Annotated in this window: 16 protein-coding genes, 1 tRNA gene and 1 pseudogene; 8 read left to right on the plus strand and 10 right to left on the minus strand. The window is 71.7% G+C overall.

What is annotated here, in order from left to right:
- Positions 1 to 14: 14 nt before the first annotated feature.
- A complete protein-coding gene (locus ACZ4VL_RS30440) occupies positions 15 to 1,325 on the minus strand; it encodes an NYN domain-containing protein (RefSeq protein WP_468206247.1) in 1,311 nt (436 codons plus the stop codon).
- Between the two features lie 211 nt (positions 1,326 to 1,536).
- Between ACZ4VL_RS30440 and ACZ4VL_RS30445 the strand changes: the two genes are divergently transcribed.
- A complete protein-coding gene (locus ACZ4VL_RS30445) occupies positions 1,537 to 1,698 on the plus strand; it encodes a hypothetical protein (RefSeq protein ID WP_468206250.1) in 162 nt (53 codons plus the stop codon).
- 116 nt (positions 1,699 to 1,814) lie between these two features.
- Here ACZ4VL_RS30445 and dnaE read toward each other — a convergent pair whose 3' ends face one another.
- The gene (gene dnaE / locus ACZ4VL_RS30450) at positions 1,815 to 5,357 is read right to left on the minus strand and encodes a DNA polymerase III subunit alpha (protein WP_468206252.1); all 3,543 of its coding nucleotides are present in this window, start codon (positions 5,355 to 5,357) and stop codon (positions 1,815 to 1,817) included.
- A 173-nt stretch (positions 5,358 to 5,530) separates the two neighbouring features.
- On the opposite strand from dnaE, the gene ACZ4VL_RS30455 reads away from it, so the two are divergent.
- The 5 genes from ACZ4VL_RS30455 (at position 5,531) to ACZ4VL_RS30475 (ending at position 11,437) form a co-directional block, all read left to right on the plus strand.
- On the plus strand, positions 5,531 to 6,865 hold the full coding sequence (locus ACZ4VL_RS30455) for a DUF2252 domain-containing protein (protein ID WP_468206254.1): 1,335 nt from the start codon (positions 5,531 to 5,533) through the stop codon (positions 6,863 to 6,865).
- A 61-nt stretch (positions 6,866 to 6,926) separates the two neighbouring features.
- The gene (locus ACZ4VL_RS30460; RefSeq protein WP_468206257.1) at positions 6,927 to 7,619 is read left to right on the plus strand and encodes a hypothetical protein; all 693 of its coding nucleotides are present in this window, start codon (positions 6,927 to 6,929) and stop codon (positions 7,617 to 7,619) included.
- Between the two features lie 60 nt (positions 7,620 to 7,679).
- Positions 7,680 to 8,474: a DsbA family protein gene (locus tag ACZ4VL_RS30465; protein WP_468206259.1), complete on the plus strand. Its 795-nt coding sequence runs from the start codon at positions 7,680 to 7,682 to the stop codon at positions 8,472 to 8,474.
- Between the two features lie 117 nt (positions 8,475 to 8,591).
- Positions 8,592 to 10,256 (plus strand): alkaline phosphatase D family protein, encoded by a 1,665-nt coding sequence (locus ACZ4VL_RS30470; protein WP_468206262.1) that lies wholly within the window; start codon positions 8,592 to 8,594, stop codon positions 10,254 to 10,256.
- A gap of 236 nt (positions 10,257 to 10,492) precedes the next feature.
- Positions 10,493 to 11,437 carry a zinc metalloprotease gene (locus ACZ4VL_RS30475; RefSeq protein ID WP_468206285.1) on the plus strand — a complete coding sequence of 315 codons (945 nt, stop codon included), beginning with the start codon at positions 10,493 to 10,495 and terminating at the stop codon, positions 11,435 to 11,437.
- An 88-nt stretch (positions 11,438 to 11,525) separates the two neighbouring features.
- Here ACZ4VL_RS30475 and ACZ4VL_RS30480 read toward each other — a convergent pair whose 3' ends face one another.
- Both ACZ4VL_RS30480 and ACZ4VL_RS30485 read right to left on the minus strand, forming a co-directional pair.
- Entirely contained in the window at positions 11,526 to 12,095 is a 570-nt protein-coding gene (locus ACZ4VL_RS30480; RefSeq protein WP_468206265.1) for a dienelactone hydrolase family protein, read from the minus strand.
- A gap of 87 nt (positions 12,096 to 12,182) precedes the next feature.
- A pseudogene (locus ACZ4VL_RS30485) lies at positions 12,183 to 12,758 on the minus strand (RNA-guided endonuclease InsQ/TnpB family protein); the annotation flags it as partial.
- Between the two features lie 60 nt (positions 12,759 to 12,818).
- Between ACZ4VL_RS30485 and ACZ4VL_RS30490 the strand changes: the two are divergent.
- The gene (locus ACZ4VL_RS30490) at positions 12,819 to 13,949 is read left to right on the plus strand and encodes a mechanosensitive ion channel family protein (RefSeq protein ID WP_468206267.1); all 1,131 of its coding nucleotides are present in this window, start codon (positions 12,819 to 12,821) and stop codon (positions 13,947 to 13,949) included.
- Between the two features lie 41 nt (positions 13,950 to 13,990).
- On the opposite strand, the gene ACZ4VL_RS30495 is transcribed toward ACZ4VL_RS30490, so the two are convergent.
- From ACZ4VL_RS30495 to ACZ4VL_RS30515, 5 genes are all read right to left on the minus strand, one after another.
- Entirely contained in the window at positions 13,991 to 15,583 is a 1,593-nt protein-coding gene (locus ACZ4VL_RS30495) for a Na+/H+ antiporter (protein ID WP_468206270.1), read from the minus strand.
- A 73-nt stretch (positions 15,584 to 15,656) separates the two neighbouring features.
- Positions 15,657 to 16,133, minus strand: a complete 477-nt coding sequence (locus ACZ4VL_RS30500) for a GNAT family N-acetyltransferase (RefSeq protein ID WP_468206272.1) — start codon at positions 16,131 to 16,133, stop codon at positions 15,657 to 15,659.
- Positions 16,130 to 17,071 carry an RluA family pseudouridine synthase gene (locus tag ACZ4VL_RS30505; protein WP_361088195.1) on the minus strand — a complete coding sequence of 314 codons (942 nt, stop codon included), beginning with the start codon at positions 17,069 to 17,071 and terminating at the stop codon, positions 16,130 to 16,132. The genes ACZ4VL_RS30500 and ACZ4VL_RS30505 overlap by 4 nt, the downstream gene beginning before the upstream one ends.
- Before the next feature lie 52 nt (positions 17,072 to 17,123).
- Entirely contained in the window at positions 17,124 to 17,684 is a 561-nt protein-coding gene (lspA, locus tag ACZ4VL_RS30510) for a signal peptidase II (RefSeq protein WP_468206275.1), read from the minus strand.
- 149 nt (positions 17,685 to 17,833) lie between these two features.
- Positions 17,834 to 18,787, minus strand: a complete 954-nt coding sequence (locus tag ACZ4VL_RS30515) for a TraR/DksA family transcriptional regulator (protein ID WP_468206277.1) — start codon at positions 18,785 to 18,787, stop codon at positions 17,834 to 17,836.
- A gap of 607 nt (positions 18,788 to 19,394) precedes the next feature.
- Here ACZ4VL_RS30515 and ileS point away from each other — a divergent pair.
- Complete coding sequence (gene ileS, locus ACZ4VL_RS30520; RefSeq protein WP_468206280.1) at positions 19,395 to 22,541, plus strand: isoleucine--tRNA ligase; 3,147 nt, start codon at positions 19,395 to 19,397, stop codon at positions 22,539 to 22,541.
- A 69-nt stretch (positions 22,542 to 22,610) separates the two neighbouring features.
- Here the strand turns inward: ileS and ACZ4VL_RS30525 are convergent.
- Positions 22,611 to 22,683, minus strand: a tRNA-Ala gene (locus ACZ4VL_RS30525).
- Between the last annotated feature and the right edge of the window lie 514 nt (positions 22,684 to 23,197).

The raw sequence follows: 23,197 nt of genomic DNA on the forward strand, positions 1-23,197 counted from the left end.
CGCGGCCCCGGGCCCTACTCGGGCGTCGGGGTCGCCGGGAGGCCCGGCACGGCGGTCGGTGCGCCCGGTACCCGCTCGGCCGCGGCGCGGACGTCGATCTCCCGCCAGAACCCGGCGCGGATGGCGTAGCGGTCGTGTTCGTCGATCTGGTCGTCCTTGTGGGCGAGCAGGCCGAACCGGGCGGCGTAGCGCAGCAGCTCCCCGTCGATGCGGTGCGGGATGCGCGGGTACATGGTGGCGAGTTTCTGCAGGTGGACGGTTTCCGGGAGGCGTTCCATCCAGCGCCGGGCGAAGACCTGGCCGACCTCGAAGGGGTCGCCGCCGACGGTGGTGATGTCCTCTTCGCGGTCGGCCCAGCGCTGTTCGGCGCTGGTGAGCTGGGCGAGGGTGGGCAGCGAGGCGGTCTCGGCGGGTTCGCCGAGCGGGCCGGGCCGGTCGATCCAACCCCGGTCGGAGGACCAGCGCAGGGCGCTGGCCGGGGAGGGGGTGACGGCGTGCCCGTGCGGGGGGCCGGGCTGGTGGCCGGGCGCGCGCAGGGAGCCTGCGAGGTCCTTGGGGGTGGGTACGGCCCGGCCGCCGACGGCGGGTGCGGGTACGGGGGCGGCGCCGGCCTCGGGGACGACCGGGGCCGTGGCGGCGGCCGGGGCGGTGGCGTTGGCGGCGGCGCTGCGGGCGGCCTCGGCAAGGGCGGCCTCGGGCAGCGGGGCGGACAGGATCGCGGCGATCTCGGGGCGGGGCACGGGCGGCGGGGAGCACAGGCCGGCGAGGTCCTTGGCTCGGACGGCGCGGGTGATCCAGGCGCGGTCGAGGACGCGGCGCTCGTCGGCCTCGGCGACGAGGTCCTCGGACTGGTTGTAGTCGCCGTCGGCGGCCTGGACGGCCCACAGGTGGACGGCGACGCCGTGCTCCTTGGCGGACATCAGGCCGGGCAGGAGGTCCCCGTCGCCGGTGACGAGCACGACGTCGGAGCAGGCGCGGTTGCGGGCCAGTTCGGTGAGCTCGGCGTGCATGGCGGCGTCCACGCCCTTCTGCGCCCAGCGGCCGTCGCTACGGGTCAGGGCACCCAGCCGCACTGTGACGCGGGGCATGACGCGCAGTCGGCGGTGTTCGGGCTGGGGCACCCGGTCGGGTGCACCGTCGAACCAGTAGATGCGCAGCAGGGGCTGTTGGGTGTCGGCCTCGGCCCGCTCGCGCAGGCCGTGGATGAGGGCGGCGTGGTCGACGGTGATGCGGGAGCGGGAGGGCTCCCCCGCGAGAAGGCTTGCGGCGGCGCCCAGCAGATAGCCGGCGTCCACCAGGACGACGCAGCGGTCCACGCGTTCCACCTCTTCCGTGGGGGGATCCTCTGGTTTTCCCCGAGTCTGCCCGACCACACGGGTGTTGACGGCCGGAACTGGATCATCGGCGTGGCGTATCTCACGGTTCTCGGGGCGCGGGCGGTCGGCGACGCCCGGGAAAGATCCAAAATGCGCGGTTTGTGGTGCTGTGTGAGTGTGAAGGCGGTCCTGGCCCCTAGACCCTCACGGAGGCTCCACCATGGCCAAGAACAAGAACCAGAAGCAGCCGAAGCAGCAGACGCGCTCCTCGTCGGAGTCCTCGAAGGGCACGCAGGAGACGTCGTCCGAGTCCTCGTCCTCGTCGCCGAGTCCGATGGATATGGCGCGCAAGGGCAAGCAGAAGCGCTTCGGCCACAACTGACGCCGCCGTCCGGCGCCGCGGGCGCCGGAGGCAGATGCGCGAGGGCGCGCCCGGAGGAGTTCCGGGCGCGCCCTCTGCTGTCGTGCGCCGGTGGCGCGCGCTCCGGCCGGCGGCCGTCAGCCGGCCAGGCAGGACGGTCCGAGGAGCACCTTGAGGTCGCCGAAGAGCGCCGGGTCGGGCTGGACCCGGTGCCGGTCGAGGCGCAGGACGGTGGTGGACCGGGGCCCCTGGAGCTTGATCCGGACCTCGGTGTTGCCCTTGTGGTGGCGGAGGATCTCGCCCAGCCGGGTGACCATCGGAGGGGTGACCTTGAGGGTGGGGATGGTGAGGACGACGGGGGCGTTGGTCCCGGCGGAGGACAGGTCGGGGACCATCAGCTCCATGGCGACCAGCCGGGGCACGTCCTCCCTCTTGTCGAGGCGGCCCTTGACGAAGACGACCGCGTCCTCGACCAGCTGGGTGGAGACGAGCTGGTAGGTGGCCGGGAAGAACATGCACTCGATGGAGCCGGCGAGGTCCTCGACGGTGGCGATGGCCCAGGCGTTGCCCTGCTTGGTCATCTTCCGCTGGAGGCCCGAGATGATGCCGCCGATGGTGACGACGGCGCCGTCGGCGTGCTCGCCGCCGGTGAGCTGGGAGATGCCCGCGTCCGTCTTGTCGGACAGGACGTGCTCCAGGCCGAAGAGCGGGTGGTCGGAGACGTACAGGCCGAGCATCTCGCGCTCCTGGGCGAGCAGGTAGGACTTCTCCCACTCGACGTCGGAGAACTCGACGTCGAGGCCGAAGCCGGGCTCGTCGCCGCCGCCCTCGTCGCCCATGGCGCCGAACAGGTCGAACTGGCCCTCGGCCTCCTTGCGCTTGACCGCGACGACGGTGTCGATCATCGGCTCGTGCTGGGCGACGAGGCCCTTGCGGGTGTGGCCCATCTCGTCGAAGGCGCCGGCCTTGATCAGCGATTCGATGGTGCGCTTGTTGCAGACCACGGCCTCGACCTTGTCGAGGAAGTCGGGGAAGGAGCTGTACTTCCCCTTGGCCTTGCGGGTCTTGATGATCGAGTCCACGACGTTCTGGCCGACGTTGCGGACGGCGGTGAGGCCGAAGAGGATCACGTCGTCGCCCTGGGCGGCGAAGTTCGACTCCGACTCGTTCACGTTCGGCGGGAGCACCTTGATGCCCATGCGGCGGCACTCGTTCAGGTAGACGGCGGACTTGTCCTTGTCGTCCTTGACCGAGGTGAGCAGGCCCGCCATGTACTCGGCGGGGTGGTTGGCCTTGAGGTAGGCGGTCCAGTAGGAGACCAGGCCGTACGCGGCGGAGTGGGCCTTGTTGAAGGCGTAGCCGGCGAAGGGGACCAGAACGTCCCAGAGGGCCTGGATCGCCTGGTCGGTGTAGCCGTTCTTCCGGGCGCCCTCCTGGAAGATCGTGAAGTTCTTCGCCAGCTCCTCGGGCTTCTTCTTGCCCATGACGCGGCGCAGGATGTCGGCCTCGCCGAGCGAGTAGCCGGCGATGATCTGGGCGGCCTTCTGCACCTGCTCCTGGTAGACGATCAGGCCGTAGGTGACCGCGAGCACCTCTTCGAGCGGCTTCTCCAGCTCGGGGTGGATCGGGGTGATCTCCTGCTGCTTGTTCTTGCGCAGCGCGTAGTTCGTGTGCGAGTTCATGCCCATCGGGCCCGGGCGGTACAGCGCGGACACGGCGGAGATGTCTTCGAAGTTGTCGGGCTTCATCAGGCGCAGCAGCGAGCGCATGGGGCCGCCGTCGAACTGGAAGACGCCGAGGGTGTCGCCGCGCTGGAGCAGTTCGAAGGTCTTGGGGTCGTCGAGCGGGAGGGCCAGGAGGTCGATGTCGATCCCCTTGTTGGCCTTCACCATCTTGACGGCGTCGTCCATGATCGTGAGGTTGCGCAGGCCCAGGAAGTCCATCTTCAGCAGGCCGAGCGACTCGCAGCTCGGGTAGTCCCACTGGGTGATGGTGACGCCGTCCGTGTGCCGCACCCAGACGGGCACGTGGTCGGTGATCTTCTCGCTGGACATGATGACGCCGGCGGCGTGCACGCCCATCTGGCGGACCAGGCCCTCGACGCCGCGGGCGGTGTCGATGACCTTCTTCACGTCCGGCTCGTTCTCGTACATCCCGCGGATCTCGCCGGCCTCGCCGTAGCGGGGGTGCGAGGGGTCGAGGATGCCGGAGAGCGGGATGCCCTTGCCGAGGACGTCGGCGGGCATGGCCTTGGTGAGCCGGTCGCCCATGGCGTACGGGTAGCCCAGGACGCGCGCGGAGTCCTTGATCGCGTTCTTGGCCTTGATGGTGCCGTACGTGCCGATCATGGCGACCTTGTCGGCGCCGTACTTCTCGGTCACGTACCGGATCACCTCGACGCGCCGACGCTCGTCGAAGTCGATGTCGACGTCGGGCATGGAGACGCGCTCGGGGTTGAGGAAGCGCTCGAAGATCAGGCCGTGGGGGATCGGGTCGAGGTCGGTGATGCCCATGGCGTAGGCGACGATCGAGCCGGCGGCGGAGCCTCGGCCGGGGCCGACCGCGATGCCCTGGTTCTTGGCCCACATGATGAAGTCGGCGACCACGAGGAAGTAGCCGGGGAAGCCCATCGAGATGATCGTGTCCATCTCGTACTCGACCTGCTTCATGCGGTCGTCCGGGATGCCGCCCGGGAAGCGGCGGTGCATCCCCCTCATGGTCTCCTCGCGGAACCAGGTGACCTCGGTGTAGCCCTCCGGGATGTCGAACTTCGGCATCAGGTTCCGGAATGTGAACATGCCCTCGGTGTCGACCTGCTCCGCGACCAGGCGGGTGTTGGCGCAGCCCTCCTGCCAGGCGTCCGATGAGTCGATGGCGTACATCTCCTCGGTGGACTTCAGGTAGTAGCCGGAGCCGTCGAACCGGAAGCGGTCCGGGTCGGAGAGGTTCTTGCCGGTCTGGATGCACAGCAGGGCGTCGTGCGCGCCGGCCTCGTGCGCGTACGTGTAGTGGGAGTCGTTGGTGACCAGCGGCGGGATACCGAGCTTCTTGCCGATCTCCAGCAGGCCGTCGCGGACCCGGCGCTCGATCTCGATACCGTGGTCCATCAGCTCCAGGAAGTAGCGGCCCTCGCCGAAGATGTCCTTGTAGTCGGAGGCGGCCTTGACCGCCTCGTCGAACTGGCCGAGGCGCAGCCGGGTCTGCACCTCGCCGGAGGGGCAGCCGGTGGAGGCGATCAGGCCCTCCGACCACTGGGCGATGGTCTCCTTGTCCATGCGGGGCCACTTCGTGAGCCAGCCCTCGGCGTAGGCGTCGGAGGACAGCCGGAAGAGGTTGTGCAGGCCCGTGGCGTTCGCCGCCCAGATCGTCTTGTGGGTGTAACCGCCGGAGCCGGAGACGTCGTCCCGCTTCTGGTGCGGCTGGCCCCACTGGATCCTCCGCTTGTTGCGGCGGGACTCGGGGGCCACGTAGGCCTCGATGCCGATGATCGGGGTGATCCCGGCCTTCTGCGCGGAGTGAAAGAAGTCATACGCGCCGTGCAGGTTGCCGTGGTCGGACATGGCGATGTGCGACATGCCCATCTCGTTGCACGCCGCGAACATGTCCTTCAGCCGCGCGGCACCGTCCAGCAGCGAGTACTGGGTGTGGACGTGCAGGTGCGTGAACGGCGTCTTGGCCACGGCGCGGGACCTCCGGGGGCGGGTGTAGGGGGGCAACTTCGAATCCTACGTCCCACGGGTGACACATTCCGGGCACCTGACTGTACGGTCGGGCGTTGCAGAACCAGGTGGTCCCGCACGGCGTCCAGTCGGTCGGAACCAGTACCAGCCCGTGCACCAGGAGGCACCCCGCCATGGCGGTCCCCGAGACGGCGAGCGAACAGCGCGCCGAACAGATACTGGATGTCTTCGACACCGCCTTCGGCGAGCTGCTCGCCGCCGACCCCGCCGCCTTCGAGGTGAAATTCCGGAAGATGGCGGCTTCCGCTTTCGCCTTCTACCGGGGCACGGCGTGCCTCTTCTACGCCGACCTGGAGCGCGAGCGGCACGGCGGCCCCTACCTGGACGACCGGACCGGCCGGGTGTGGATCCACGGCGACCTGCACGCCGAGAACTTCGGCACCTACATGGACTCCACCGGCCGCCTCGTCTTCAACGTGAACGACTTCGACGAGGCGTACGTCGGCCCCTTCACCTGGGACCTCAAGCGCTTCGCGGCCTCCGTGGCCCTGATCGGCTACACCAAGGCGCTCAGCGACGACCAGATCGGCGAGCTGGTGCGGATCTACGCCGCCGCCTACCGCGAGCGGATCCACGTCCTGGCCACCGGCACCAAGCCCTCCGACACGTCGGAGTTCCCCTCCTTCACCCTGGACACCTCCCAGGGCCCGCTGCTGACCGCCCTGCGCTCGGCCCGCTCCCGCACCCGGTTCTCCCTCCTGGACTCCATGACCGAGATCCGGGACTACGAGCGCCGCTTCACCTCCGGCGGCGGCTCCATCGAGCTGGACGCGGCGACCCGGTACAAGGTGCTGGCCGCCTTCGACTCCTACCTGGAGACCCTGCCCGACGAGTCCCTGGTGCGCCCTGACTCCTACCGGGTCAAGGACGTGGTGGGCCGCCGGGGCGTCGGCATCGGCTCGGCGGGGCTGCCCTCGTACAACATCCTGCTGGAGGGCCACAGCGACGCCCTGGAGAACGACGTCGTGATCTACCTCAAGCAGGCGCAGACCCCGGCCGTGTCCCGGCACATCACCGACCGGGCGGTGCGGGAGTACTTCCGCCACGAGGGGCACCGCACGGTGATCTCCCAGCGCGCCCTGCAGGCGCACGCCGACCCGTGGCTGGGCTGGACCGAGCTGGACGGGGCCGGCCAGCTGGTCGCCGAGGTGTCCCCGTACGCGGTGGACCTGGACTGGTCGGACCTGGACGACCCGGAGGAGATCGCGGCCGTGGTCGCGGACCTGGGCCGGGCCACGGCGACCATGCACGCCTCGGCCGACGAGGCGGAGAGCGGCCACAGCCTCGTCCCCTTCTCCACGGAGCGGGCCATCGACGCCGCGATCGCCACCGACGAGGAGGGCTTCGCCGAGCTCCTGGTGGACTTCGCGCACGCCTACGGGGCCCGGGCCCGCGCCGACCACCAGCTCTTCGTGGACCTGTTCCGCAACGGCCGGATCCGGCCGTAGCAGGGGCCGCGCCCGGACCCGGGGCCCTGCGTTCACAGAAAGTCATGGCACACTCGCGGCGATGGACATATCAGGAGCAGGGCTGAGGGGGCTGCGGGCCGCGCTGTTCAGCGCGGTCGTCGTGCTGCTGTCGGCCGGCTCGCACGTCCTCATCGCGGGGGTCCCGCTGCCGCCGGCCCCGGCCGCCGGGGCCTTCGCCTCCGTGTTCCTGATCGCCTGGGCGCTGGCGGGCCGGGAGCGGGGCTTCGGCCCGATCGCCGGGCTGCTGGTCCCCCTGGAGCTGGCCGCCGACACCGTCTTCACCGCCGGCCAGCACGTCTGCTACGGGCCCTCCGGCGGCCCGGTCTCCGGCCCGCTGCGGGCGCTGGGCCTGCACGAGCTGTGCGCCGGGACCCCGCTGGGCGGCCCGCTGGCCGAGCTGTCCGGTGCCGCCGGCCGTTCCGCGGTCCTGCCCGCCGCGGCCGGGGCGTGGACGCCGTGGCTCCTGCTCGCCGCCCACGTCTGCGTCGGGCTGCTGGCCGCGGTCTGGCTGGGGTACGGCGAGCGGGCGCTGGGGCAGCTGCTGGGCGCGGTGGCCGCGCTCGCCTTCCGGCCGCTGGGGCTGGCGGCGGCCTCGGCGGGGGTGGGCTCCGGCCGCCCGGCCGGGCCCGGCCCGCGCCCGGGCCATGCGGGACCGGCCGCCCGGACCCGTTTCCCCGTCCACTCCGTGGGGCTGCGGGGGCCTCCCGTACACGGCGCGCTCGTGCGCGCGTGACGTCCGTAGGACGTCCGTACGGAACCCCCTCATCACCCGTCACACCCCACGGAGATCACCATGAGTGCACGCAACAACCAGGCCAACAAGGCGGCGGCCCGCGAGCGGCTGCGCATCGAGCGGGAGAAGCAGGCGAAGAAGGACAAGGCCCGCCGCCAGGTCGTCGTGGCCGGCGCCGTCGTCGCCGTACTGGCCCTGGCCGGCGGCATAGGCTACGCCGTCGTCCAGGCCAACCAGCCCGACGAGTGGGAGAAGGCCGCGACGGCGGAACTGGTCTCCCCGAAGAACACCTCGGGCGAGAACGGCACGACGGTCGTCCTGGGCAAGCCCGACGCCAAGAAGACGCTGGAGCTGTACGAGGACGCCCGCTGCCCGATCTGCTCCCAGTTCGAGCAGAAGGTCGGCCCGCAGATCAAGAAGGACGTCGAGGCGGGCAAGTACAAGCTCCAGTTCGTCGGCGCCACCTTCCTGGACAAGGGCTTCGGCGGCAGCGGCTCGAAGAACGCCCTGAGCGCGCTGGGCGCGGCCCTGAACGTCAGCCCCGAGGCGTTCGCGGAGTACAAGGCGGCGCTGTACTCGCAGGAGAACCACCCGGACGAGCGGGACGACAAGTTCGGCAAGGACGAGTACCTGCTGAAGGTCGCCGACCAGGTCCCGGCGCTCAAGGGCAACGCCGAGTTCAAGAAGGCCGTCGAGGACGGCACGTACAACCGGTGGGCGGTCGAGATGTCGAAGGTCTTCGACAAGGCGGGCCTGGAGGGCACGCCGTCGCTGAAGATGGACGGCAAGAAGATCGAGATCAAGATGACCCCGGACGAGTTCACGGCGGCGGTCGACAAGGCCATCGCGGGCTGATCACGAACCGCCGGTAACCTCCGGCGCGCAACGAGCGGGCGGACTCCCAGAGTTCGTCCGCTCGTTGCTTTCCCAGGGCTGTACCCACGGTTATACCTGTCAGTAATATGACGCCCCGTGACCAGCCAACTCACCTCCCCCACCGCGGCAACTCCCCGCCGCCGTACGGTCGTCAAGGCCGCAGCCGCCACCGCGGCGCTCACGCCCTTCGCAACGGCCGCCCTGGGCATATCCCCCGCCTCCGCAGCCACGGGCGGACCCGCATTCCTGCACGGTGTCGCCTCCGGTGACCCGCTGCCCGACGGGACCCTGCTGTGGACCCGCGTCACCCCCGTCCCCGAGGCCGTCCCCGGCTCCGGCGTCGGCCCGGCCACCCGGGTCGGCTGGGAAGTGGCCGAGGACCGCGCGTTCTCCCGGGTCGTCGCCAGTGGCGCGGTGACCGCGACCGCCGCCTCCGACCACACGGTCAAGGCGGACGTCCGCGGACTCCAGCCGCAGACCGCGTACTTCTACCGGTTCACCGCCGGCAGCGCCGTCTCGCCGGTCGGGCGCACCCTGACCGCCCCCCGCCACGACGCGACGACCCCCTCCGTCCGCTTCGGCGTCGTCTCCTGCGCCAACTGGGAGGCCGGCTACTTCTCGGCCTACCGCCACCTGGCCGCCCGCAGCGACCTGCACGCGATCCTCCACCTCGGCGACTACATCTACGAGTACCAGAGCGGGGGCTACCCCGAGGAGAAGTACGTCGTACGCCGGCACGAGCCGCTGCACGAGATCACCACCCTCGCCGACTACCGGGCCCGGCACGGCAAGTACAAGACGGACGTCGACCTCCAGGCCCTGCACGCCGCGCACGCCATCGTCGCCATCTGGGACGACCACGAGTTCGCCAACGACGCCTGGTCGGGCGGCGCGGAGAACCACACCCCGGGGACCGAGGGCGACTGGGCGGCCCGCGCGGCCGCCGCCAAGCAGGCCTACTTCGAGTGGATGCCGGTGCGCCCCTCGACCGCCGGCACGGTCTACCGCCGCCTGCGCTTCGGCTCCCTCGCCGACCTGCACCTGCTGGACCTGCGCAGCTTCCGCTCCCAGCAGGCCAAGGTGGGCAGCGGTGCGGTGGACGACCCGGAGCGCACCATCACCGGCCGCGCCCAGCTGGACTGGCTCAAGTCGGGCCTGGCGAGCTCGAACGCCACCTGGAAGCTGGTCGGCACCTCGGTGATGATCTCCCCGGTCGCCTTCGGCTCCCTGCCGGCGCACCTGCTCGGGCCGCTCGCGAAGCTCCTCGGCCTGCCCGAGGGCGGGATCGCCATCAACGTGGACCAGTGGGACGGCTACACCGACGACCGCAAGGAACTGCTGGGCCACCTGAAGGACCGGAACATCAAGAACACGGTGTTCCTGACCGGCGACATCCACATGGCCTGGGCCACCGAGGTCCCGATGAACATGGCGACGTACCCGGGCTCGGGGACGGCCGCGACCGAGTTCGTGGTGACGTCGGTGACCTCCGACAACATCGACGACCTGCTGCACGTGCCGGCGGACACCGTCTCGCTGGCGGCCGAGACGGCCATCAAGGCCGCGAACTGGCACGTGAAGTGGCTCGACATGGACGCGCACGGCTACGGCGTGCTGGACGTGACGAACGAGCGTTCGCAGATGGACTACTACGTCGTCTCCGACAAGCGGAGGCAGGACGCGTCGTCGTGGTGGTCCCGTTCGTACCGCACGCTGAACGGCACTCAGAAGGTGGAACGGGTCTGGGCTCCGGTCCAGTAACCGGAATCTCCTGACGATTCGTCAAAAATATTGTTGCAGGGGGCGCTTGGTGCAGACCAGGCGCCCCTTGAAGCACAGAAGCAACAAATCTTTTACTTCCAGGTCTTGCTAGATGCATGACATGGACACATAAGCTTCGCGCCAGCGTGAGGAAATCCCTCACCCCCCACCACGCTTGCGAGGAGTTCCACGTGCGCGCTTCCGCCCGCATATCCCCCATGCTCCGCCGCCGCCTCATGGCCCCCGCCGTCCTGGCCGGAGCCCTGGCGTTCGCCCCCGTCTCCACCCCCACCACCCTGGCCGCCGCCGCGCCGACCGGCGCCGAGCAGTGCGCCCAGGACGCCTCGGCCCCCGCGGGCGCCCGCGTCGCCCGCCCCAAGGACGAGCACGCCGCCGAGCCCAACGAGGTGACGGAGGCCCAGGTCAAGTCCATGGAGGCGGACCTGGCCAAGAAGCTCGCCCAGCTCGGCCCGCAGCGCCAGATGCGCGCCGCCGAGGCCACCACCGCGACGACCATCCCGGTGTACGTCCACGTCATCCACAGCGGCAGCGAGGGCAAGCTGTCCGCCACGGACATCAACAGCCAGCTGGCCGTCCTCAACGCCGCGTACAGCGGCCAGGGCAGCGGCAACGTCAACTCCGGCTACCAGTTCCAGCTGGTGTCCACCGACTACACGGACAACGCCTCCTGGTACAACGTCTCCGACGGCACCCAGGCCGAGAAGGACATGAAGAACGCCCTGCGCAAGGGCGGCGCCAACGCGCTGAACATCTACACGGCCAACCTGGGCGGCGGCCTGCTCGGCTGGGCGACCTTCCCCAGCTCCTACGCCTCCCAGCCGAAGATGGACGGCGTCGTCCTCCTCAACTCCTCGCTGCCGGGCGGCTCCTCCGCCAACTACAACGAGGGTGACACCGCCACCCACGAGGTCGGCCACTGGATGGGCCTTTACCACACCTTCCAGGGCGGCTGCAACGGAAGCGGCGACTCCGTCTCCGACACGCCGGCCGAGAAGACCGCCGCGTACGAGTGCCCGACCGGCCGCGACAGCTGCACCACCAAGGCCGGCAAGGACCCGATCCACAACTTCATGGACTACACGTACGACTCCTGCATGTACCAGTTCACCGCCGGCCAGGTGGCCCGCATGCAGAGCATGTGGAGCGCCTACCGCGGCTGAACCGGCCACGACTGACGCACGAGGGGCAGGGCACGCCGTGTGCCCTGCCCCTCGTGGCGTCTTGCGCGGCGTCTTGCGCGGCGTCTTCCTACAGGCTGTCGAGGAAGGCGAGCGCCGCCCTCCAGGTCTGCTCCGCGGCCTCCGCGTCGTAGTCGTCGAGGTCCGGGTCCGTGAACAGGTGCCCGGCCCCCGGGTAGCGGTGGATCTCGACGTCCGCACCCGCCCGCTGCATCCGCAGGTACCAGGCCGTCAGCCAGTCGTGCGGCTCGAACGGATCCGGGTCCGCGACGTGCAGTTGCACCGGCAGGTCGTCGACCGCGGTGTCCTCCTCCAGGTCGGCCGTGCCGTGCAGGAGCAGCAGCCCGCGCGCCTTCTCGTCGGCCAGCGCCAGGTGCTGGGCGAGGGAGCCGCCGAAGGAGAAGCCCGCGTACACGAGCCCCTCGTCGGAGTGCGGGGCGGCGGCCAGCACCGCGCGCCGGAGCAGCTCGTCCCGGCCGGTCTCGTCCCGGAACTCCATGCCCTCCTCGACGGTCTCGAAGGTGCGCCCCTCGAAGAGGTCGGGCACCTGGACCCGGTGTCCGGCCGCGCGCAGCCGGTCGGCCGCCGCGTGCACCGCGGGCCGCAGCCCGTACGTCGAATGGAAGAGCACGATGTTCATGCCCACCATCGTGCCAGTTTCCCCCCGGTCGTTGCGGTGAGGTACACGTCCGTGACTCCTCCCCCTCATGGATGAGGGGGCTTCTCGCTATGCCGGTTGGGCTTCGCGACGGACCAGCCCGGCCCGTAGAACGTTCAGAGCGCCCACCGTGTCCGCGTGCGCCTGGTGGCCGCAGCCAACGCAGTGGAACTTCTCCCGTGTGGGCCGGTTCTCCCCTGAGACGTGCCCGCATGCGGGACAGGTCCGGGAGGTGTTGCGGGGGTCCACGGCGATCATTTCCCGTCCGGCGCTTTCAGCCCTGGCGTTCAGGACCGCGAGGAACACCCCCCATCCGGCATCGTTGATCGAGCGGTTCAGCCCGGCCTTCGCGCGCGCACCGTTGGGCAGAGATCTGCCCGGCCGACCGGGGTCGGGTTTCGGCACGGGGGCCTTGCTCATGTGACGGATCTTGAGGTCCCCATACGCGATCACGTCGTGTTCGCGGACGAGCCCGAGGGCGGTCTTGTGGGCGTGGTCCAGGCGCTGTCGGCGGACCTTTCGGTGCAGATCGGCGACGCGCGCAACGGCACGCTGGTGGTCCTTGGTGCGCTTGTCCCGCCGGACCCGGGGAAAACGGGACAGCGCCCGTTGCGCGGCTTCGAGCTTCGCGGCGGCACGTCGGCCCGCGTGAAGGGCGTCAGCTCCCGCTACTTGAGGGTCGGGATTCCCTGCGAAGATCGAGGGATGGACACGGACACCGTTCTGCGCCCGGCCCTGGTCGTCGGCGGCGTGCTGGCCGTCACCCTCCTCGCCGGCTGGCTGCTGGACCTGCTGCTGCGCCGCGCCGACGCCCGCCACGGCGAGACCCCGCTGTGGGGGCTGCTGCGCCACTGCCGCACCCCGTTCCGGCTCACCCTGGCCACCACCCTGCTCCACGGCTCCTACCGCGAGGCACGGATCCTGCCCGCGCATGGCGGGGCCGTCGGCCGCGCCCTCACCCTCGTACTGATCGGCTCGGCCTCCTGGCTGCTGGTGCGCATCGCGACGGCGGTCGTGGACGCCACGTACGCCCGCTACGCCCTGCGGACCCCCGACGAGGCGCGCGTGCGCCGGGTCCGCACCCAGGTGACCCTCATCCACCGGGTGGTCACGGCGGCGGTGGTCGTGATCGCGGCCGGTGCCATGCTGCTGACCTTCCCGGCGATGCGGACGGTCGGCGCGTCCCTGCTGGCCTCGGCGGGCATCATCGGCATCGTCGCCGGCATCGCCGCCCAGTCCACGCTCGGCAACCTCTTCGCCGGACTGCAGATCGCCTTCGGCGACACCGTGCGCATCGGCGACACCGTCGTCGTGGACCGCGAGTGGGGCACCGTCGAGGAGATCACCCTCACCTTCCTCGTGGTCCGCACCTGGGACGAGCGCCGGATCACCATGCCCGTGTCGTACTTCACGAGCAAGCCGTACGAGAACTGGTCGCGCGGCGGCGCCGAGATGACCGGAACCGTGTTCTGGCACCTCGACCACAGCGCCCCGCTGGAGCCGATGCGCGAACGGCTCCGGCAGATCCTGAAGGAGGTGCCCGAATGGGACGGCCGGACCGCCGCCCTGGCCGTGACGGACACCACACCGCACACCATCCAGGTCCGCGCCGTCGTCACCGCCGGGAACGCCTCCGACATCTGGACCGTCCGCTGCGCGGTCCGCGAGCGCATGATCGCCTGGCTGGCGGACCGGCACCCGTACGCCCTGCCCCGCATCGCGACGTCCCCGGCCCCGGCCCCGCCCCCGCCCCGCACCCGCGGGGGCGACGGCGCCGCCGACGCCGCCGACGTCCCGGACGCGGTGGACGGCCCCGGCACGACCGGATCCGGCTGAGCGGCCGGGATCCGCGGACCGGCCGAGCGGACGCGGGCCGGCTACGGGGTGCGCAGGCTGCGCACGTCCAGGTGGCGCAGCACCCGGTCCACCACCTCCGGGTCCGCACCCGGCTCGCTGCGCGCGGCCAGCACCTCGTGCCGGGCCGCGGACATCATCTCCCGCTGGATCCGCTGGACGTCCCGCAACCGCTGGACCCGCTGCACGTACGCCTCCCGCCGCTCCTCGTCCACCATGTCGGGGCTGATCCTGGCCCCCATGTCGTACGCCCGCCGCTGGAGCTGCTCCATCAGGTCCTCCGGCAGCTCCTCCACCTCCTCGATCTCCTTCAGCCGCCGCCGCGCCGCCCTGGCCGCGCGGATCGCGAGCCGGCGCCGCATCTCCCGCTCGGCGTCGGTGTCGGCCTCCACGCCGAGGCGGCGCACCAGCCACGGCAGGGTCAGCCCCTGGCACACCAGCGTCACCATGATCACGGCGAAGGCGATGAAGACGATCTCCTGCCGCGCGGGGAAGGGCCCGCCCCCGTCCACCGTGTACGGAAGGGCCAGCGCGAGCGCCACGGAGGCCACCCCGCGCATCCCCGCCCACCACATCACCACGCTCTCCCGCCAGGTGAGCGGGATCTCCTCGGCGTAGTCGCGCCGCGTGTGGAGCCGCTGCGCGAGCCAGGCGGCCGGCAGCAGCCACACCAGCCGCACCAGGACGACCACGGCCACGACCGCGGCGGCCCAGCCCGCCATCTGCAGGGCGCGGCCGCTCGCCACGCCCAGCACGTGGTGCAGTTCGAGCCCGATCAGTCCGAACGCCACGCCCGTGACGAGCGTGTCGACGACCTCCCAGAAGGTGTGCCCGGCCAGCCGCCCCAGCACGTCGTCCGCGTCGTTCGCGTACTCGGCGAGGAACAGGGCGGTCGTCAGCACGGCCAGCACCCCCGACCCCATGAACGCCTCGGCCAGCACGTACGCCACGAACGGCACCAGGAGCGTCAGCCCGATCTGCAAGGTGGCGTCGCCGAGCCGCCCCATGAGCGCGTTCGCCGCCCAACCGAGGCCGAGGCCGACGGCGACGGCCACCACGGCGGACAGGACGAACTCCCCCACCGCGTCCGGCCAGGAGAAGCTGCCGCTCACGACGGCGGCGACGGCCACGTGGTAGAGCACGATCGCGGTGACGTCGTTGAACAGCCCCTCGCCCTCCAGGATGGACACCAGGCGGCGGGGCAGCCCGAGCGATCCGGCGACCGCGGTGGCCGCGACCGGATCGGGCGGGGCGACGAGCGCGCCCAGCGCGACCGCGGCGGCCACCGGCAGCCCGGGGACGACGGCGTGCGCGACGGCGGCGACGGCCGCGGTCGTGACGAACACCAGGGCGACGGCCAGCAGCAGGATGGGCCGGACGTTGGCGGCGAACTGCCGCCAGGAGGTGCGCTGCGCGGAGGCGTACAGCAGCGGGGGCAGCACCAGCGGCAGGATGAAGTCGGGCGGGATGTCCACGTTCGGCACGACGGGGACGAGCGCGAGCACCACCCCGGCGATCGTCATCAGGACGGGCGCGGGGAGGCCGAGCCGGTCCCCCAGCGGTACGGTGACGACCGCGCCGAGCAGCAGCACGAAGAGCAGGGCGAGCTGTTCCACCCGCCCACCCTGCCGCATCCGGCGCCCGGCACCCGTCAGGCGCGGGGGCCCGTCGGGCGCGGCGGCCCGTGTGCTACGGGAGGGTGCGCCGCATCGAGCGGTGCGGGATGCCCGCTTCCTCGAACTCGGGCCCGTAGGCCTCGTATCCGAGCCGCTCGTAGAAGCCCAGGGCGTGCGTCTGGGCCCCGAGGTCGACCGCGCGGAGCCCGAGCTCGGCCGCTTCCACCTCGATCGCCCGGACCAGAGCGGCCCCGACGCCGAGCCCGCGGGCGGCGGCCGTCACCGCGAGCCGGCCGAGCGAGCCGACCGCCGGGTCCCCGGTCTTGCCGAGGGCGGCCGGCCCGTGCAGCAGCCGGCCGGTGCCGAGCGGGGTCCCGTCCGGCGCCACGGCCAGCACGTGGACCGCCCCGGCGTCGTACGCGTCGTACTCGATCGATTCCGGCACGGACTGCTCGACGACGAACACCTCGGTCCGCACGGCGAAGCAGGCCTTCAGGTCCTCAGGCGAGACGGCCCGCCGGACGGTGAAGGCCGTGTGCCGCCCGCTCATTCGCTCTCGGCGCGGATGACGTCCAGCGCGTGCTGGAGGTCGTCGGGGTACTTGCTCTCGAACTCCACCCACTGCCCGTCCGCCGGGTGCTCGAAGCCGAGGCGCACCGCGTGCAGCCACTGGCGGGTCAGCTTCAGGCGCTTGGCGATCGTCGGGTCGGCGCCGTAGGTGAGGTCGCCGACGCACGGGTGCCGGTGGGCGGACATGTGCACGCGGATCTGGTGCGTGCGGCCCGTCTCCAGCTTGATGTCCAGCAGCGACGCGGCCCGGAAGGCCTCGATCAGGTCGTAGTGGGTGACCGACGGCTTGCCGTCCTGGATCACGGCCCACTTGTAGTCCGCGCTGGGGTGCCGGCCGATGGGCGCGTCGATGGTGCCGCTCATCGGGTCCGGGTGGCCCTGGACCAGCGCGTGGTAGCGCTTGTCCACGACGCGCTCGCGGAACTGGTTCTTCAGCGAGGTGTAGGCGCGCTCCGACTTGGCCACGGCCATCAGACCGGAGGTGCCGACGTCGAGGCGGTGCACGATGCCCTGGCGCTCGGCGGCGCCGGAGGTGGAGATCCGGTAGCCGGCGGCGGCCAGGCCGCCGATGACGGTGGTGCCGGTCCAACCGGGGCTCGGGTGGGCGGCGACGCCGACGGGCTTCATGATGACCACGATGTCGTCGTCGTCGTGGACGATCTCCATGCCGGGCACCGGCTCGGCGACGACCTCGACCGGGCGGGGCGGGGCGGGCATCTCCACTTCGAGCCAGGCACCGCCGTGCACGCGCTCGGACTTCCCGACGACGCTGCCGTCGACCGAGACCTTCCCCGCGGCGGCGAGCTCGGCGGCCTTGGTCCGGGAGAACCCGAACATGCGGGAAATGGCGGCGTCGACGCGCTCGCCTTCGAGGCCGTCGGGAACGGGCAGGGTGCGGATCTCGGGAATCGTGCTCACCCGTCGAGTATGCCGGACGCGGCGCGGCCCCGGGTCCGGCCCGCTGCCGCCCTCAGTCCTTGTGGACCGTGCCGTCCGGGTCCAGGCCCTTGAACGAGAGCAGCACGATCAGGATGCCGCCGCACACGATGGCGGTGTCGGCGAGGTTGAAGACGGCGAAGTGCGCGGGCGAGATGAAATCCACCACAGCGCCCCGGAACACGCCCGGCGAGCGGAAGACCCGGTCGGTCAGGTTGCCCAGCGCACCGCCGAGCAGCAGGCCCAGCGCGATCGCCCAGGGCAGGCTGTAGAGCTTGCGGGCGAGCCGGACGATCACGACGATCACGGTGGCCGCGATCACGGTGAAGATGATCGTGAAGGCCTCGCCGAAGCCGAAGGCCGCTCCCGGGTTGCGGACCGCCTCGAACTTCAGCAGGTCACCGATGATCCGGATCGGCGGCTGGTGCTCCAGCCTCGCCACGACGACCATCTTGGTGCCGAGGTCCACGAGGTACGCGAGGACCGCCACCACCAGCAGCGCCGCGATCCGCCGGCGCCCCTTGGGCGCCGCGGGCTCGGGCTGGGCTTCGTCCCCGACCTCGGGCGTACCGATGATGCGCTCCGCCTCTGCCACGTGAGTCCCTCGAACTAGCGCGAACCGGGTTGCGATGACACAGCCCTGTCAGGTTCCTGGACCCTGACCAGACACGAGAGTACGTCAGGGTCGCCCCGGGCGCGCCCCCCGGGCCGGACCGGGGACCGGGGCGGACCCGCACGTCCGGGCTAGTGCCGGCGCTCCTGTTTCTGCTTGCAGTCCACGCAGAGCGTGGCCCGCGGGAAGGCCTGCATGCGGGCCTTGCCGATGGGCTGCCCGCAGCTCTCGCAGAGCCCGTAGGTGCCCGCGTCCAGCCGCTCCAGGGCCCGCTCGGTCTGCTCCAGCATCTCGCGGGCGTTGGCGGCGAGGGCCATCTCGGACTCGCGGGTGATGTTCTTGGTCCCGGTGTCGGCCTGGTCGTCGCCCGCGCCGTCGCCGGAATCCCGCATCAGGCCGGTGATGGCCTCCTCCGAGGCCAGCAGCTCGTCGCGCAGCCGCTCCGCCTCGGTCTCCAGCTCGGTCCGGGCCTCGGCGACCTCCGCCGGGGTCCACGGGTCCTCGCCGGGCCGTACGGCGAGCTCGCCGGGGGCGGCCGTCGCCCTCGCCTTCGGCAGCCCGCTGGTGGCGGCCCCGGCCGTCTTCCTGGCCGTGCCGGTGCTCTTCCTGGCAACCACTTTCCGGGCTCCCGTCTGTTGCGCGGCCTGCGCCGCCCCCTGGGCCCCGGCCGCTGCGGCCGGGGCCTTCCTCGCGGTCGTCGCAGTCGTCTTCGTGGCCTTCTTGGCGACCGCCGCGGTCTTGCGGGCGGTGGTCCTCACGGCGGTCCGGGCGGCTCCTTTCGCCGCCGGCTCCACCGCCGCCTCCTTGACGGGCGCCCTGGCGTCCGCCTTCTTCGTGTCCGCCTTCTTCGCACCGGCCTTCTTCGCGTCCGCCTTCGCTGTCCCGGCCGCGGTCTTCGCGTCCGCCGACTGCACGGAGGCCTTCACCGACGCCTTGCCGGCCGCCTTCGCGGTCGCCCCGTCGGCCTTCTCCACCGCGCCGTCCGCCTTCCGGGCCGAAGCCGCGCCCCTGGCCGCCGAAGCCTTCGCGGCGGCCTTTCCGACAGCCTTCTCGGGAGTGCTCCCGGCGGTCTTTTTCGCCACCATGGCCGCGGCCCCTTCACATACTGTGACCTTGCTCGCGAATCGTGCCGGAACGATAAATCGCCTCCCGCTCCTCGGCAACGGGGCACGCGTCCGCCCCGGTCGACCTGCATCCGTTGTGCCCAGCCCACGGCCGGGTAATCCGCCCCCGACCTGCCGCCTCGTCCCGTGCCGGCGCGTCGGACCGTTCGGGTCACGCCGCCGCCCCGACCGCGGCCCCGGCACCGGCCCCGGCCGGGCCCCCACCGCGCCCCGCCCGGAAAATCCGGTCTGCCGCGGCCGCCCCCGCCCCGTACACTGGCCCCAGCGAAAGGCATGGACGGGGACGAGTAGCGTCGGACGCAGCCGTGAGCGACCCGGGGACGGTGAGAGCCCGGGGGCGAGCGCGACGTGAAGGATCACCCCTGAGCCGCCGGAAGAAAGCCGCCACGGGCCCGCACGAGCCCCCGGCGGCAAGTAGAACCGGCTTCGCACCCCAATGAGGGGGCCGCCGGACCCGTCCGGTGGCCAAGGAGGGTGGTACCGCGGGAGCGTGTCCTCGACGGAGGGGGCGGCGGCTCTCGTCCCTCCGGACGGAAGCGCCACACCGCCGGAGGAAGAGTTCAGCCTCATGACCACACCGCCGCAGTACCGCCCGGTACCCGCCCAGGTCGACCTGCCCGCCCTCGAGCACGCCGTTCTCGAGTTCTGGCGCGAGAACAAGACCTTCGCCAAGACCCTGGAGCAGTCCGAGGGCCGCCCGGAGTGGGTCTTCTACGAGGGCCCGCCCACCGCGAACGGCATGCCCGGCGCGCACCACATCGAGGCCCGCGTCTTCAAGGACGTCTTCCCCCGCTTCCGCACCATGCGCGGCTACCACGTGGCCCGCAAGGCCGGCTGGGACTGCCACGGCCTGCCCGTCGAGCTCGCCGTCGAGAAGGAGCTCGGCTTCAACGGCAAGCAGGACATCGAGGCCTACGGCATCGCCGAGTTCAACGCCAAGTGCCGCGAGTCCGTGACCCGCCACACCGACGCGTTCGCCGAGCTCACCACCCGCATGGGCTACTGGGTCGACCTGGACGACGCCTACCGGACCATGGACCCCGAGTACGTCGAGTCCGTGTGGTGGTCGCTGAAGGAGATCTTCAACAAGGGCCTGCTGGTCCAGGACCACCGCGTCGCCCCCTGGTGCCCGCGCTGCGGCACCGGCCTGTCCGACCACGAGCTGGCCCAGGGCTACGAGACCGTCGTCGACCCCTCCGTCTACGTGCGCTTCCCGCTGACCTCCGGCCCGCTCGCCGGCGAGGCCGCCCTGGTCGTGTGGACCACGACCCCCTGGACCCTGGTCTCCAACACCGCCGTCGCCGCGCACCCGGACGTCACGTACGTCGTGGCGACCGACGGCGAGGAGAAGCTGGTCGTCGCCCAGCCGCTGCTGGAGAAGGCCCTCGGCGAGGGCTGGGAGGCCACCGGCCAGTCCTTCACCGGCAAGGAGATGGAGCGCTGGACCTACCGGCGCCCCTTCGAGCTGGTCCCCTTCGACGCCCCCGCCCACTTCGTGGTCAACGCCGACTACGTCACCACCGAGGACGGCACCGGTCTGGTCCACCAGGCCCCCGCCTTCGGTGCCGACGACCTCGCGGTCTGCCGCGCGTACGGCCTGCCCGTCGTGAACCCGGTCCGGCCCGACGGCACCTTCGCCGAGGAGGTCCCGCTCGTCGGCGGCGTCTTCTTCAAGAAGGCCGACGAGAAGCTCACCGCCGACCTCGACGCCCGCGGCCTGCTCTTCAAGCACATCGCCTACGAGCACAGCTACCCGCACTGCTGGCGCTGCCACACCGCGCTGCTCTACTACGCGCAGCCGTCCTGGTACATCCGCACCACCGCCGTCAAGGACGCGATGCTGCGGGAGAACGAGAAGACCAACTGGTTCCCCGAGTCGGTCAAGCAGGGCCGCTTCGGCGACTGGCTGAACAACAACATCGACTGGGCGCTGTCCCGCAACCGCTACTGGGGCACCCCGCTGCCGATCTGGCGCTGCGAGGACGACCACCTCACCTGCGTCGGCTCCCGCGCCGAGCTGTCGGAGCTGTCCGGCCAGGACCACTCGGCCCTGGACCCGCACCGCCCGTACATCGACGACGTGACCTTCCCCTGCACCGCGGAGGGCTGCGCGCACACCGCGGTCCGCGTGCCCGAGGTCATCGACGCCTGGTACGACTCGGGCTCGATGCCGTTCGCGCAGTGGGGCTACCCGTACAAGAACAAGGAAGTCTTCGAGAAGCGCTACCCGGCGCAGTTCATCTCGGAGGCCATCGACCAGACCCGCGGGTGGTTCTACACCCTGATGGCGGTCGGCACCCTGGTCTTCGACAAGTCCTCCTACGAGAACGTCGTCTGCCTGGGCCACATCCTGGCCGAGGACGGCCGCAAGATGTCCAAGCACCTGGGCAACATCCTCCAGCCGATCCCGCTCATGGACCAGCACGGCGCCGACGCGGTGCGCTGGTTCATGGCGGCCGGCGGCTCGCCGTGGGCGGCCCGCCGCGTCGGCCACGGCACCATCCAGGAGGTCGTCCGCAAGACGCTCCTCACCTACTGGAACACGGTCGCCTTCCAGGCCCTGTACGCCCGTACGTCGAACTGGGCGCCGTCCGCCGCCGACCCGGCGCCGGCCGACCGCACCGTCCTGGACCGCTGGCTGCTCTCCGAGCTGCACGCGCTGGTCGGCGAGGTCACGGACGCCATGGAGGCGTACGACACCCAGCGCGCCGGCAAGCTGCTGTCCGCCTTCGTCGACGACCTGTCCAACTGGTACGTGCGCCGGTCGCGCCGCCGGTTCTGGCAGGGCGACAAGGCGGCGCTGCGCACCCTCCACGACGTGGTCGAGACGATCACCCGCCTGATGGCGCCCCTCACCCCCTTCATCGCGGAGCGGGTCTGGCAGGACATGGTCGTCGCGGTCACCCCGGACGCGCCCGAGTCCGTGCACCTGTCGGCGTGGCCGGAGGCGGACGCGGCGCTCGTGGACCCCGTGCTGTCCCAGCAGATGCTGCTGGTCCGCCGCCTCGTCGAGCTGGGCCGCGCCACGCGCGCCGAGTCCGGGGTCAAGACCCGCCAGCCGCTCTCGCGGGCGCTGGTCGCCGCGGCCGGCTTCGACGCGCTCTCCACCGAGCTGCACGCCCAGATCACCGAGGAGCTGAACGTCAGCTCGCTGGCCTCCCTGTCGGAGGTCGGCGGCTCGCTCGTCGACACCACGGCGAAGGCGAACTTCCGGGCGCTCGGCAAGCGGTTCGGCAAGGGCGTCCAGGACGTGGCGAAGGCCGTGGCCGCGGCGGACGCGGCAGCCCTGTCGCTCGCGCTGCGCTCGGGCGAGGCCACGGTGGAGGTGAACGGCGAGCCGGTCACCCTCACCCCGGAGGAGGTCATCATCACGGAGACCCCGCGCGAGGGCTGGTCGGTGGCCTCCGACTCCGGCGCCACCGTCGCCCTGGACCTGGAGATCACCCCCGAGCTGCGGCTCGCGGGCCTGGCGCGCGATGCGATCCGCCTCATCCAGGAGGCCCGCAAGAACTCGGGCCTCGACGTCGCGGACCGGATCGCCCTGCGGTGGTCCGCCACGGACCCGGAAGTCGTCACCGCCCTGACCGACCACTCCGGGCTGATCGCGGACGAGGTCCTGGCCACGGACTTCGCGCAGGGTGAGGCCGACGGGTCGTACGGGTCGCCGTTCACGGACGAGCCCCTGACCCTCGCCTTCCGCCTCCGCAAGGCGTAACGGCCGACACGCCGGAACGGCGCCCCGGATCCCGGGGCGCCGTTCTGCTTTCCGGCTTCCTGCACGCAGGGGAGCGGACCGGATTCGAACCGGCGTCCTCCCTCTTGCAGAGAAGGCGCGACGACCTCTGCGCTACCGCCCCCTGCGCAACCCCACCCTACCGACGCCCCCACCCCACGCCCGAGACCCACCCCAGCCCGCGAGCACCGCTCCAGCCCGCCCGGCGTCGAGGGTCGCTTCACCCACCCCACGCTTCAGGACCACCCCAGCCCGCCCGGCGTTCGAGGGCCGTTTTCAGCCCGCCCGGCGCTTGCGGCCACCCCAGCCCCATCCGGCGCTTGAGGGCCGCCCCAGCCCACCCCACGCTTCAGGACCGCCCCACGCCCGGCGTTCGAGGGCCGTTTTCAGCCCGCCCGGCGCTTGAGGGCCACCCCAGCCCGCCCGGCGCTTGAGGGCAGAAGTGGTGAAGGAGCGGGGAGGGGATCGGCCCCGCAGGGGAGCCGCACCCGCGGCGGCGGACGGGAAGCACCCCGGGTACGGAAACGGGGCGGGGGGGGGGGGGGGGGGGGGGGGGGGGGGGGGGGGGGGGGGGGGGGGGGGGGGGGGGGGGGGGGGGTGGGGTTGGGGGGTGGGGGGGGGGGTGGAGGGGGGGAGGG

The sequence above is a fragment of the Streptomyces sp. NPDC029014 genome, assembly GCF_055564695.1.